Annotated in this window: 13 protein-coding genes, 2 tRNA genes and 1 rRNA gene; 13 read left to right on the forward strand and 3 right to left on the reverse strand. The window is 43.4% G+C overall.

Features of this window, described 5'->3' with window-relative positions:
• The first annotated feature begins 49 nt into the window (after positions 1-49).
• The 7 genes from rrf (at position 50) to tsaD (ending at position 3,733) form a co-directional block, all read left to right on the forward strand.
• Positions 50-166 (forward strand): 5S ribosomal RNA (rrf, locus tag HHK01_RS02705).
• A 228-nt stretch (positions 167-394) separates the two neighbouring features.
• Positions 395-471, forward strand: a tRNA-Met gene (locus tag HHK01_RS02710).
• Positions 472-474: 3 nt separating this feature from the next.
• Positions 475-551: transfer RNA gene (locus tag HHK01_RS02715), tRNA-Asp, on the forward strand.
• A gap of 566 nt (positions 552-1,117) precedes the next feature.
• On the forward strand, positions 1,118-1,570 hold the full coding sequence (gene tsaE / locus HHK01_RS02720) for a tRNA (adenosine(37)-N6)-threonylcarbamoyltransferase complex ATPase subunit type 1 TsaE (protein WP_170006309.1): 453 nt from the start codon (positions 1,118-1,120) through the stop codon (positions 1,568-1,570).
• Positions 1,567-2,265, forward strand: coding sequence for a tRNA (adenosine(37)-N6)-threonylcarbamoyltransferase complex dimerization subunit type 1 TsaB (tsaB, locus tag HHK01_RS02725; RefSeq protein WP_170006310.1), 699 nt, complete (start codon positions 1,567-1,569; stop codon positions 2,263-2,265). Before tsaE ends, tsaB begins: the two co-directional genes overlap by 4 nt.
• Positions 2,266-2,267: 2 nt before the next feature.
• A complete protein-coding gene (gene rimI, locus HHK01_RS02730) occupies positions 2,268-2,714 on the forward strand; it encodes a ribosomal protein S18-alanine N-acetyltransferase (protein ID WP_170006311.1) in 447 nt (148 codons plus the stop codon).
• Positions 2,711-3,733: a tRNA (adenosine(37)-N6)-threonylcarbamoyltransferase complex transferase subunit TsaD gene (tsaD, locus tag HHK01_RS02735; RefSeq protein WP_170006312.1), complete on the forward strand. Its 1,023-nt coding sequence runs from the start codon at positions 2,711-2,713 to the stop codon at positions 3,731-3,733. The genes rimI and tsaD overlap by 4 nt, the downstream gene beginning before the upstream one ends.
• A gap of 281 nt (positions 3,734-4,014) precedes the next feature.
• Here tsaD and HHK01_RS02740 read toward each other — a convergent pair whose 3' ends face one another.
• On the reverse strand, positions 4,015-5,982 hold the full coding sequence (locus tag HHK01_RS02740; RefSeq protein ID WP_170008629.1) for an ABC transporter ATP-binding protein: 1,968 nt from the start codon (positions 5,980-5,982) through the stop codon (positions 4,015-4,017).
• A 202-nt stretch (positions 5,983-6,184) separates the two neighbouring features.
• Between HHK01_RS02740 and HHK01_RS02745 the strand changes: the two genes are divergently transcribed.
• The 3 genes from HHK01_RS02745 to tatC all read left to right on the forward strand — a co-directional run bounded on the left by HHK01_RS02745 (position 6,185) and on the right by tatC (position 7,890).
• Entirely contained in the window at positions 6,185-6,844 is a 660-nt protein-coding gene (locus HHK01_RS02745) for a redox-sensing transcriptional repressor Rex (RefSeq protein WP_170006313.1), read from the forward strand.
• A 70-nt stretch (positions 6,845-6,914) separates the two neighbouring features.
• Positions 6,915-7,094, forward strand: a complete 180-nt coding sequence (locus tag HHK01_RS02750; RefSeq protein WP_170006314.1) for a twin-arginine translocase TatA/TatE family subunit — start codon at positions 6,915-6,917, stop codon at positions 7,092-7,094.
• A gap of 19 nt (positions 7,095-7,113) precedes the next feature.
• On the forward strand, positions 7,114-7,890 hold the full coding sequence (tatC, locus tag HHK01_RS02755; protein WP_170008630.1) for a twin-arginine translocase subunit TatC: 777 nt from the start codon (positions 7,114-7,116) through the stop codon (positions 7,888-7,890).
• 9 nt (positions 7,891-7,899) lie between these two features.
• On the opposite strand, the gene HHK01_RS02760 is transcribed toward tatC, so the two are convergent.
• Positions 7,900-8,094 (reverse strand): YdiK family protein, encoded by a 195-nt coding sequence (locus HHK01_RS02760; RefSeq protein WP_170006315.1) that lies wholly within the window; start codon positions 8,092-8,094, stop codon positions 7,900-7,902.
• Positions 8,095-8,170: 76 nt separating this feature from the next.
• On the reverse strand, positions 8,171-8,851 hold the full coding sequence (locus tag HHK01_RS02765) for a CPBP family intramembrane glutamic endopeptidase (RefSeq protein WP_170006316.1): 681 nt from the start codon (positions 8,849-8,851) through the stop codon (positions 8,171-8,173).
• A gap of 279 nt (positions 8,852-9,130) precedes the next feature.
• Between HHK01_RS02765 and groES the strand changes: the two genes are divergently transcribed.
• The 3 genes from groES (at position 9,131) to HHK01_RS02780 (ending at position 13,010) form a co-directional block, all read left to right on the forward strand.
• Positions 9,131-9,415: a co-chaperone GroES gene (gene groES / locus HHK01_RS02770; protein ID WP_170006317.1), complete on the forward strand. Its 285-nt coding sequence runs from the start codon at positions 9,131-9,133 to the stop codon at positions 9,413-9,415.
• Between the two features lie 47 nt (positions 9,416-9,462).
• Positions 9,463-11,094 carry a chaperonin GroEL gene (gene groL, locus HHK01_RS02775; protein ID WP_170006318.1) on the forward strand — a complete coding sequence of 544 codons (1,632 nt, stop codon included), beginning with the start codon at positions 9,463-9,465 and terminating at the stop codon, positions 11,092-11,094.
• Between the two features lie 227 nt (positions 11,095-11,321).
• The gene (locus HHK01_RS02780; protein WP_170006319.1) at positions 11,322-13,010 is read left to right on the forward strand and encodes a YrzE family protein; all 1,689 of its coding nucleotides are present in this window, start codon (positions 11,322-11,324) and stop codon (positions 13,008-13,010) included.
• Positions 13,011-13,184 lie beyond the last annotated feature (174 nt).

The following is a 13,184-nucleotide window of genomic DNA, read 5'->3' on the forward strand; positions in this document are numbered from 1 at the left end:
AGAAGCAAGCTGACGCAGAGATGCGCCGCTTATCGGAAGCCGCAGCCGGTTTGGTAGTGATGGCGAAGAGGCTACACCCGTTCCCATCCCGAACACGGAAGTTAAGCTCTTCAGCGCCGATGGTAATTGGGGGCTGTCCCCCTGTGAGAGTAGGACGCTGCCAAGCGAATGCGAAGAAAAAGGTGAGTTCCCCGCAGACTGTGGATTGTTTAGAACGCGGGGGACAGCCAACTCGGCAGAAGGCATGTTAAGAACGCGCCGTCCATGGCGCAACACATGCACACTCACGTCCTGTTGGCGTGAGTGTCTGCCAAGCTGTTTTAATTTTTCTTTCTGGTTGTGCTTTATTGTGCACTTGTAACAAATAAGTGCACAACATATTTTATATTATTGTCGCGGGGTGGAGCAGTCTGGTAGCTCGTCGGGCTCATAACCCGAAGGTCGTAGGTTCAAATCCTACCCCCGCAACCAAATGGTCCGGTAGTTCAGTTGGTTAGAATGCCTGCCTGTCACGCAGGAGGTCGCGGGTTCGAGTCCCGTCCGGACCGCCAGCTAAAAAGCTATGAAACAATGATATTCATTGTTTCTTTTTTTTGTTGAAAAGGGGCGGAGCGACGCCGAGCTTTAACCATGTTCATTTACCCTATTAGAATAAAACATCGCATAGGTAACCGTTATTACTTGGGGCTCTGCTCACACCGCCTTGATCACAACTAGACTGCTTTGTGACGATTTTCCATGCATGGTTGAGTGCTCAGCTCATGAATGTTTTTTATTTATGGCTGTTTTCTAAAATATTTTGCTTTATTAATGAAATCTCATTACACAGTAGCTATATGATGCGACATACTGCTATGTTGATTTCCGCTGCATTCAACGAACAGATGGCGAGTCAAAACTAGCGTAGTGTATTTCCGGAGCGGTATTCAGGCACTATGAATTTGCATTACGTCGCATCATGGGATTGCTGTTTAATAAACACAACAAAGGATACGAAAAGAGTCTTATTTATTAACGCCGTATCTTGACTTAGTAAAGATGCGGTATTTTACTTTCTAATACAATTTGGCTACACTAGCGAAGAGACATTTGTACGGATTTGAAAGGAGAGGACACGATGCAGAAGGTATGGAATTGCCTAACAGCGGATGAGTTGCAGTCTCTCGGAAAAGTAGTGGGAGAAGTGGCTCAACCGGGGTTGGTAGTGACTTTGCATGGACCTCTAGGGGCTGGTAAAACCACTTTTACGAAAGGATTGGCCCTCGGTCTTGACGTAAAAGAAATGGTGAACAGTCCTACGTATACTTTACTAAAAGAGTACGAGGGACGTCTTCCACTTTATCATTTCGATGTATATCGAGTGGAATCAGAAGAGGAAGAGCTTGGCTTTGAGGAATACTTTGATTCTGATGTAGGGGTTGTTGTGGTGGAGTGGCCTTCGCGTATTGAAGGAATTTTGCCAATGGATCGGTTAGATATACATATCTCTTATGAAGAGAAGGGGCGAAGCGTACGAGTTGAGTCTGGGGGCACGTTGTCGCAAAGAGTACTGGAGGAGATGCAATCATGACGATTCTTGCCATTGATACATCACATCATATTCTAAGTGTTGCACTACGGCGAAATGGATCTACTCTTGGAGAACTGACAACGTTTGTGAAGCAGCATCATTCGGTGCGTGCTATGCCTGCTATTGAGCAGTTGATGACTTCTTGTGGGATTGATCCATCAGAGCTCACAAAAATTGTGGTTGCCGAGGGACCTGGTTCGTATACTGGGTTGCGAATTGGCGGAACGATAGCCAAGACAATGGCTTGGTCTCTGCAAATTCCTTTAGTCGGCATCTCTAGTTTGGCAGCGCTTGCCGGGCAGGCGCATTTGTGGGAAGGACTTGTTTTGCCGTTTTTTGATGCGCGGCGTGGAACGGTATTTACTGGTTTGTATCGGCGAAATGAATCTACTCTTACTTCAGTAGAAGGAGACCGACATGTAAATTTGGCGGAATGGATTCCTAGTTTACGCGATGTGGACGAGCATATACTCATCATAAGTGATGCGATTGCAACCCATAGAGAGGTATTTGAGCAACACATGTCGGGTGATTTAATCAGATTTGCCCCTGTAGACGTAGCAATTCCTCGAGCAAGTGTTTTAGCTCAACTGGGTGAGAACGTTGTGGGCGTGTCTGCTCATGCTTATGTTCCTCAATATCGAAGGTTACCAGAGGCCGAGGTCAATTGGCTTCGGACGCAGAAGGAGCATTAAACATGGAGCAGGTTTCTTTTAGGTGGATGACGCTCGATGATGTGGATGAAGTGCTTGCTGTTGAGCAGGCATCGTTTTCTACTCCTTGGAAACGAGAGGCGTTTGTGCAAGAGATTCAGCACAACATGTACGCAGAATATTTACTTCTTTGTGATCGCGATAAAGTAATAGGGTATTGTGGGATGTGGCTAGTAGTAGATGAGGCACATATTACAAATATTGCTGTGCTTCCGTCTTATCGAGGAAGAGGAATGGGGCGTATTTTGTTACAGACCGTACTTGCTCATTGTGTGAACAAGCAAATTGCACTTGTAACTTTGGAAGTGCGTGTGTCAAACGAAGTGGCTCAGTCTCTTTATCGTTCCTTTGGGTTCGAACAGGGGGGCATTCGAAAGAACTATTATACGGATAATCAAGAAGATGCGCGAGTAATGTGGGTGAGATTATGACAAAACAAGCAACAGTAACAATTTTAGCAATAGAAACTAGCTGTGACGAAACGGCGGCTGCTGTCATTCAAAACGGCTCTACGATTCTGTCTAATGTGGTGTATTCGCAAATGAAAAGTCACCAGCGGTTCGGAGGTGTTGTGCCTGAAATCGCTTCCCGGCATCATGTTGAGAATGTGACGCTTGTATTAGAGGCGGCTTTAGATGAGTCTGGATGCTCCTGGGATCAAATTGATGCGATCGCTGTAACGGAAGGACCTGGACTGGTAGGTGCATTACTCATCGGGATCCAAGCGGCGAAGGCATTGGCGTTTATCCACAAAAAACCGCTTATCGGTGTGCACCATATTGCTGGACATATTTATGCAAATCGGTTGGAAGATGAGCTTGAGTACCCATTGCTCAGTTTGGTTGTGTCTGGTGGGCATACAGAGCTTATTTACATGGAGGGACCAGGTCAGTTTGAGAAGCTTGGTGAAACACGAGATGATGCAGCGGGGGAGGCGTTTGATAAAGTTGCACGTTTGTTGAAGCTCCCATATCCGGGTGGTCCGCATATTGATCGACTAGCACAAAAGGGCAAAGTCACTTATAAATTTCCGAAAGCATTAGCTGATGAAGATACGTACGATTTTAGTTTCAGTGGTGTGAAGTCTGCGGTCATGAATGTTGTCCACAATGCACAGCAACGTGGAGAAACGATTGTACCAGAAGATATTGCACGCAGTTTTCAACAAAGTGTTGTGGATGTATTGATAGAACGTACGATGAAGGCCGTGAAACAATATAAGGTCAACCAGGTTGTGGTGGCAGGGGGAGTTGCAGCGAATAGAGGTCTACGACAAGCGCTTGAAGAGGCTTTTCGCGATCTAGAGACACCTTTAGCGATTCCACCACTCAAATATTGTACGGATAATGCTGCGATGATCGGTGCTGCTGCATACGAGTATTACGTTGCAGGTCAATTTCGCTCATTGGATATGAATGCACAACCAGGTTTACGTTTAGTGTCAGTTTAATATATAAGAAAAGCCTCCTAGTCGATCCCGGCTAGGAGGCTTTTCTCGCCAAAGTGGTTCAGAGTTTTTTGTAAAAGGTCATTGTTAATAACTTCTATGAGAACCTGTAACTGTGTATAAGTACTTGTGGATAGACTACTTTACGCTGTGGATGATGTGGAAAACGTATAGGATAACTATAAAATAGCTATTTGTTATCCACAAAAATCTGTGGGTAATATGTGTATAAGTGTGAAACTATGTGGAAAAGCCACCTACTAAGAGTAGATGGCTTATAAAGATTATGTTTCTTCTATTACAAGTAATTCCTCTTCACACTTTTCCCATTCAGATAGTGCGTGATTAAGTGCCTGCTGTTTCTCATCAACCTCTTGTTGCAATGCAACTAGTTGCTGATGATTAGCCAGTACTTCGGTGGTAAGCATAGCCTGCTCAAGGGACTGAATGGCTTCTTCCAACGTATCGATTTCTTCTTGCCATTGTTGTGATTGTCGTTCGAGTTGTCGCTTTTGGCGCTTCGATTCTTTCTGTTGTTCATAAGACTGCTTGGAGTTGTCTAAAGGGGGCGACTCCTGGTGAGGTGTGGCGAGCGGTTCCTTTCGTTCACGCATACCTTCCTCTTCCATGGCAAGGAGCTCTGCTTTTTTCTCTACATAATAATCGTAGTTTCCTAAGTACAACGACATTTCCTTTCGTTCTAACTCCACTGTAGTCGTCGCCATCCGATTCATGAAGTAACGGTCATGAGAAACGAACAGAATTGTCCCTGGGTATCTTTGCAATGCGTCTTCTAATACTTCTTTGCTATCAAGATCAAGGTGGTTTGTTGGCTCGTCCAAAACGAGAAAATTCGCTTGTTGCATCATGAGCTTTGCTAAAGAGAGGCGTGCTTTTTCCCCGCCGCTCAGCATGTGGACTTCCTTCAAAACGTCGTCACCTGTGAACAAAAATCTGCCTAGTACAGTTCGAATATCCTTCTCATCAAAAGTGGGGTAGTCATCCCACAGTTCATTCAACACGCTTTTTCCGTCGTGCAATCCGGTTTGCTCTTGATCATAGTAGCTAAGTGAGACATTTGATCCTAAGCGGATGGAGCCACTAAGCAGTGGTAGGTCGCCGACGATGGTTTTTAAGAGTGTCGATTTTCCAATACCATTTGGTCCGAGCAGGGCAATTCGCTGCCCACGAGTGATGCGCAGATTCATCTCTTCCAAAAGCGCTGTACCATTATAGCCTGTCGTAACATCTTGAATAGATAGAACTTCGTTACCACTCTGTTTGGCAATGGTGAATGAAATGCTGGCTGATTTCTCATCGCCGTCTGGTTTTTCTAATACATCCATGCGTTCTAAGCTTTTGCGGCGACTTTGTGCTCGTTTCGTTGTGGACGCGCGGGCTAAGTTTTTTTGAATAAAGTCTTGAGTCTTAGCGATTTCCTCTTGCTGCTTTTCGAATTCTTTCCATTGTTGTTCGGCCCGCTCTGCTTTTTGTGTTAAGAAGTTAGAGTAGTTGCCGTGGTATCTTGTGCATTGTGATCGTGACAACTCGTACACCGTGCCGACAATGGCATCTAAAAAGTAGCGGTCATGGGAAACGACGAGTATGGCCCCAAAGTAGTGTTGTAGGTACCCTTCTAGCCAAGACAATGTTTCAATGTCTAGGTGATTTGTCGGCTCGTCCAAAATACATAAATCGGGTTTGGTAAGCAGAAGCTTCCCAAGTGCTAGGCGCGTTTTCTGACCACCTGATAAGGAAGAGATCGGAGTGTCGTAGTGTTCCTTCGTGAATCGGAGACCGTGTAATACAGATCGGGTCTCCGCCTCGTACACATAGCCCCCCTGTTGTTTAAACGTTTCTTGCTTACGGTCATATTCCTCAAGTAACTTTGAATACGCGGCTGGGTCTTCAGCGGCATTTGGATCACTCATTTTGCTCTCCAACATGCGAAGTTTTTTCTCCATCGCATGCAATGATGAAAAGACGGTCATCATTTCTTCCCAGATGGTGCGAGTCGATTCCAATCCAGTATCTTGTGCTAAGTAGCCGATCGTGCTTTCTTTCGGCGTAATGATTTGGCCGCGGTCATACGAAAGCTTGCCAGCTATTATTTTTAGTAAAGTCGATTTACCTGTCCCATTTCGACCAACGAGAGCTACTCGTTCGCGGGCTTTAATTTCTAGCTTAATATTTTGTAAAATCGGCTCTGCACCGAAGAATTTATCGAGTTGGAGTACTTGCAATACAATCATCATCGTCACCTCAAATTTCTTCCTTCAGTGTATCGCAGTACGGGGAGAGGGGCAATGAAAGTAAGACATGATAATTTGTGAGTTGAATCGGACAAGTGTGCAGACTTCGTGTATACTTGAAGCAAGAATGACGTCAACGATCATTTTGGAAGCGTTCACATCGAAAAGCGGTGTACTCTAACGCGTTTGTGGGGGAGAGAGTATGGCACAAGAGGCAAAAATTCCGCAAGCGACGGCCAAACGGTTGCCGCTTTATTATCGCTATTTAAAAAACTTATATACTTCAGGCAAAACACGAGTTTCCTCTGCTGAGCTTAGCGAGGCAGTACAGGTAGATTCTGCGACCATTTGGAGGGACTTTTCATATTTTGGTGCTTTAGGTAAAAAAGGGTACGGATACAATGTGCAATATTTGTTGTCATTTTTACGTGAAACGTTGGATCAGGACGAATTGACAAAGGTAGCCCTTATTGGAGTAGGGAACTTAGGTACGGCTTTTCTTCACTACAATTTTTTAAAAAATAACAATACAAAAATTGAGATGGCTTTCGATGTTGACCAAGAGAAAATAGGTACTTCGATTGGAGACGTTACCGTTTTTTCTTTAGATGATTTGGAAGAAATACTTACGCAAGAAGAGGTGGAAGTCATCATTTTAACGGTGCCTGCGCCTGTAGCACAATCTATAACGGATCGACTCGTACAAGCGAAAGTAAAGGGGATTTTGAACTTCACCCCCTCACGCTTGCACGTACCTGCTGACATTCGTGTTCATCATATCGATCTGGCAGTGGAACTGCAGTCACTTGTCTATTTTTTGAAGCACTATTCGAATCAAAACGATGATGAGGAAAATTTATGAGAGGTTCTTTTAATCCCTTTGTATTCTAATAACATTTCGGCTATGATAGGACTAGGAGGTGACGCGTGCCATGAACTTAGGTCCTGGCAGTATTATTTTAATTGTATTTGTTGCGTTGCTACTTTTTGGACCCAAAAAGTTGCCCGAGCTCGGAAAAGCGTTCGGGAATACATTGCGTGAATTTAAAAATGCCACAAAAGGCTTAGCGGATGACGACGATGATGTCTCGTCCAAAAAGCAAACAAAATAACGGTCAAGGGTTGTCTACTATGAAAAATGATATGACCGTACTTGAACATATTGGTGAACTAAGAAAACGGCTGATGATCATCGTCGTTTTCTTCTTATTTGCCGTCGTGGTTGGCTTTTTTTTGGCTGAACCCCTCATTTTATCTTTACAAAGAGCGGATGAAGCGAAGGAATTGACAATGAACGCTTTCGCTATTTCAGATCCGCTAAAAATCTTTATGCAAGTTGCATTTATAATTGGTGTTATTTTGACTGCACCAGTGGCATTGTTTCAGCTGTGGTCGTTCGTAAAACCGGGCTTGTATGATCGGGAGCAAAAGGTAACCTTAAGTTATATTCCCATTTCCGTATTCCTTTTCCTGCTTGGTCTAAGCTTTTCGTACTTTGTGCTGTTCCCTTTCGTCATTGAGTTCATGACGGGGATCTCTGCTCGTCTCGACATAGAGCAAACGATAGGAATTAACCAGTACTTCCAATTTCTATTCCAAATTACACTGCCTTTTGGCTTCTTGTTTCAGTTGCCGGTGGTCATTATGTTTTTAACACGTCTTGGCCTGATTACACCGATGTTGCTCGTACAAATCCGAAAATACGCTTATTTTACGTTGCTTGTTATCGGTGGGTTTATTACTCCCCCCGAACTTGTGAGCCATTTAATGGTGACCGTACCTTTACTAATTCTTTATGAAGTGTCTATCATGATTTCTCGCTTTTCCTATAGGAGGGCACAGCGGTCGATGATGGCAGAACAACTGAAAACAGATGAAGACGATGAAAAAACCGCGCCGAAGGAATGAACGATTCCTTCAGGAGCGGTTTTTTATTGCAAAGTGAAAAAAGATGAGCTTGATACCAACACCTGTATCAAAGGTCGCAAGTAAAACGAGAAGATAGGTGAAAAATCCCCATCCTTCTTGTTGAACATTTCGGGTTGCAAAATATGTAAACAGTAGACCGAGAATTAAATAAAACACGCCGGTAAACAGAGGTGATCGGCGCATGAAACAGACCTCCTTTTTCTGACTGTGGGAGTGACACAAAGAGTAGTTGTAACGTTTCCGACTTCAATTAGTATTTCTATGTCGGCTGATACACTTGCTGGACGAGAACGACAAGTGAATTCATAGCGACATGCGCTAAAATAGGCACGAGAATGCGATTTGTCTTTACGTACAAGTAAGCAAAAGCAAAGCCCATGCTTGTATACAAAATTAAATGTGGAAAATCATTGTGAGCTGTAGCAAAAATGAGTGCACTCATAATTCCTGCGATCAGAAAGTTCGTTCGCTTATAAATTTCCCCGAAAATCACTTTCCGAAAAACAATTTCTTCTAATATAGGACCAAAGATTGAACTAACTAGAAGAAATAGTGGAACTAGCTCAATAACCGTCAATATATTTTGTGTGTTTGCGCTACCAGACGGAATTCCTATTGCTGTCTCGATCGAAATCGCAACGTACTGTGACATAAACGCCAAGATCACACCGAAAACTGACCACACGATGACGGAAAAACCTTGTATAGCAGGTTGTTCAGCACGAACAAGCTGTTGGTCATGACGTAAGATGCGTAAGATAATGAGAAGCGCTAATAAAAAGCTAATAAGTCCCCAATAGCCACTAGCATAGGCAATAGCCGAATCAGGCACCCAATTCAACACGTTTTCACCGAGTAACAATAACAACGGTACGCCGACGACACCAGATAACTGCATCGCTAAGTATACAATTAAAACATACCAATATTCTCGCTTCAAAGTAGAATCTCCTTCTGCACTTTATCAAGGGCCATCTTCTATATTACTCGTCTATCTTAAGGTATTCAAACAACTCGATAGAAAAGAAGGGATTTTTTTTGTAGTGGCGGAAGTTTAAAAGGTGAAGTCGATGGCTACAAGAGTAAAGGTGAAAATTTTGATAGGTTCTCACTTGCATTTTAAAAAGCAATTCATTACACTATGAATTGTGTTAGCACTCACGTTATGCGAGTGCTAAAAATAAAACAATACGCTATTCGATTGAGGAGGTTGTTTAAGTTGATCAAACCACTAGGTGATCGCGTAATCATTGAGCTTGTAGAAGCAGAAGAAAAAACGGCAAGCGGTATCGTCCTTCCTGATACGGCAAAGGAAAAACCACAAGAGGGAAAAATAGTAGCTGTTGGAACAGGGCGTGTTCTTGAAAGTGGAGAACGTGTCGCATTAGAAGTTTCTGAGGGCGATCGAATCATCTTCTCAAAATACGCTGGTACAGAAGTAAAGTACGAAGGCACTGAATACTTAATTCTTCGTGAATCTGACATTTTAGCTGTCGTTCAATAATTTGAGCGAAAGCACACATACGAAAACTTTCTAGGAGGCGAAGAAACATGGCAAAAGATCTAAAGTTTAGTGAAGACGCACGTCGCTCTATGCTACGTGGTGTAGATACATTAGCAAACGCTGTAAAAGTAACACTTGGACCTAAGGGGCGTAACGTCGTACTTGAGAAAAAGTTCGGTTCACCTCTTATTACGAATGATGGTGTAACGATTGCGAAAGAAATTGAACTAGAAGATGCATTTGAAAATATGGGTGCAAAGCTAGTAGCTGAAGTAGCAAGCAAAACAAACGACGTTGCTGGTGACGGTACAACGACAGCAACTGTTTTGGCACAAGCGATGATCCGTGAAGGATTGAAAAACGTAACAGCTGGTGCGAATCCTATGGGTGTTCGCAAAGGAATTGAAAAAGCGGTTAGAACAGCAGTTGAAGAACTTCAAGCTATCTCGAAACCAATTGAAGGTCGCGAATCTATCGCACAAGTTGCTGCGATTTCTTCTGCGGACGATGAAGTAGGTCAATTGATCGCCGAAGCAATGGAGCGCGTTGGCAACGACGGTGTCATTACAATTGAAGAGTCTAGAGGATTTGCAACAGAGCTTGACGTTGTAGAAGGAATGCAGTTTGACCGTGGCTATGCATCTCCATACATGGTCACTGATTCCGACAAAATGGAAGCTATCCTTGACGATCCATACATTCTTGTCACAGACAAAAAGATTTCTAACATCCAAGAAGTCCTTCCAGTGCTAGAGCAAGTTGTTCAACAAGGGAAGCCACTATTGATCATCTCTGAAGATCTTGAAGGCGAAGCACTTGCTACACTTGTTGTGAACAAACTACGTGGAACATTCAATGCAGTTGCTGTCAAAGCACCTGGCTTTGGAGACCGTCGTAAAGCAATGCTTGAAGATATCGCAACATTAACTGGGGCAGAAGTAATCACGGAAGATCTAGGACGTGACTTGAAATCTGCAACTGTTGCTTCTCTCGGACGAGCAGCGAAAGTGGTTGTCACAAAAGAAAACACAACAATCGTTGAAGGCGCTGGAGATTCAGACAAAATCGTAGCACGTGTAAACCAAATTCGTGCACAATTAGAAGAAACAACTTCTGACTTTGACAAAGAAAAGCTTCAAGAGCGTCTAGCTAAATTAGCTGGCGGTGTTGCAGTCATTAAAGTCGGTGCAGCAACTGAAACAGAATTGAAAGAGCGCAAACTTCGCATCGAAGACGCCCTTAACTCTACACGCGCTGCTGTAGAAGAAGGAATCGTCGCTGGTGGTGGTACTGCACTCGTGAACGTATACTCCAAAGTGGCTTCACTAGAAGCAGAAGGCGATATCCAAACAGGTATCAATATCGTACTTCGTGCACTTGAAGAGCCAGTTCGCCAAATCGCTCACAACGCAGGCCTTGAAGGATCTGTCGTTGTAGAACGCTTGAAAAAAGAAGAGGTAGGCATTGGCTTCAACGCAGCTACAGGCGAGTGGGTCAACATGATCGAATCAGGTATCGTAGACCCAACTAAAGTAACGCGCTATGCACTTCAAAACGCTGGATCTGTTTCTGCAATGTTCTTAACAACAGAAGCTGTTGTAGCAGACAAACCAGAAGAAAACGAAGGCGGCGGCATGCCTGATATGGGCGGAATGGGTGGAATGGGCGGCATGATGTAATACCGATATAAACCCTTAATATAAGGGTTTCGGTTTACACAGGTTGTCTAGTTCTACCCTAATAAACACGACAAAAACTTCTCGCGAGTTCTTTGGAACTTGTGGGAAGTTTTTTTGTTTTTTGAGTGGAAGGAGTATTACTAGCAAATTCATATGAAACATTTCCATGATATCATCCGTATAAGAAGTAAGACTGAATGAGGTACAACTTTGAAAGGGGAAACATCATGGGGAATATACTCTTATTTTCGCTTATGGTTGGGATTGTAGGTGCACTGATTCTTGTACCTATTTCTACTACTAAAAAAAGTACAGAGGAAGACGGGAAGAAGAAGCTTTCTAAAACAACAGTCTTTATCGCTACGACGATCTTGTTAGTTCTTGGAGTGTTTGCTTTCTACTATATAAGTAACCTTGACAGGAACTTAACTTCTTTATGGGCGTTTGTCGTCATCTTGTCAGCGGTGGGATCATTTCTAGCTGCGGGTAAAGAAAGAAGAGGAAAAGCGGTTTTATTTGCAGGGAGTCTTCTCGTAGGAGGTTATTTTCTCACCGCGTTTGTATTTAATGCTGATGAAAAGTATGAACAAGCCGAGATGGAAGTGAAAGAGGAGATTGAAGCTTTTGATGAGGAGGAGACGCCTGCTAGCGTTCCACCGCAGTTTGCCCGTAATAAAATGAAGAAGGCGTTTGGGCAAGTTCCAAATACAAGCTATTACGAGCTCGGAAATTTGCAAATCCAAAAAGTGAATGGGGAGTTTGTATACATTGCCCCTGTTGAATTCTCAGGACTCTTTAAATGGTTAAATGGGGATCAAACTCCAGGCTACTTTACTTTAAGTGCAACAGACTCTTCTGATAACCCAAAGTTTATGGAAGCAGAGATGGTGTACACTCCGTCTTCTTATTTCAATAAAAATATGGAGCGCCACATTCGTATGCAATACCCGAAACGCATTTTTTATGGAGATGTTCAATTGGAGGTTGATGATGATGGGAAGCCTTACTATGTTAGGTCCTTCGGCGAATTCATATCTGCACGTAATGGATTTAGCGTGCAAGGGATTGTCCTAGTAGATCCTAAGAGCGGTGAGACGATAACCTATGACCTGGCAGACGTTCCAGAATTCATCGATGGGGCCGTTTCACCTGAAGTGGTTAGTTTGCAAAATAGCTATTTCGGGAAATACGTTCAAGGATTTTGGAACAGCTTATTCGGGAAATCGAACGTTAAGCTCCCTTCAGATGAGGGAACAGAAGCTAACGTAAGTCCGATCTTTGACGAGAACGGTGACATGTATTATTTCACTGATTTCACCAGTCCTAAAGAGGGCGTTGACTCAATGCTTGGGTACTCGTTAACCAATTCACGAACTGGAGAAGCCACCTACTACACTGGCAACCTTGAAAATTCATACATGGATTCCAGAGGAGCCCTAGATATCATCGAGAAAGAATTTATTGAAAAGAAATGGGATGGGGAAATGCCTGTTCTCTATAACTTTTACGGAGAAGCAAGCTGGTTAACCCCTGTTTTGGATGCCAACGGATTTCTACAAAACTACTTTATCGTATCTGCTGCGAATCCGGAGATTTCAGTATATGGAAATACGCCAAATGAAGCGTTAAAACTCTATAAAACTGCCTTACAAAGAGGTGGAGGCACTGTCGACGGTAGCTCCAATGCCGAAGAAAAACAAGTCAACGGAACAGTTGTCAGAGTCTACAAAGAAAAATCAGGGAATTTTACGTTCGTCTCATTCTTATTAGACGATGGGAAAAACTATATGATCTCCTCGGAAAACAGTCCTTTAGCGATTTACTTGCAGGAGGGCGATAAATTAGACGTTACTTACTTGGAGACAGGTGAAGAGTTCTTGCCTGTGAGGGAGATGGTGATCGAGGGACTGGAATAGTTCTGATCTTCCCCAAAAGCTGAATCAACTTCTCGCGGGTTCTATTGAACTTGTGAGAAGTTGTTTGATTTTTGGAGGAATACTTCGTCTGTTTTGCTTGGAAAATGACTTGCCGAAACAATTAAAACTTCCTGCAATTGCCCAATTATCCTCCTGATTCCTTTGCGCCAGTTC

The sequence above is a fragment of the Bacillus fonticola genome, assembly GCF_012955605.1.
GTDB lineage: Bacteria > Bacillota > Bacilli > Bacillales > JC228 > Bacillus_CG > Bacillus_CG fonticola.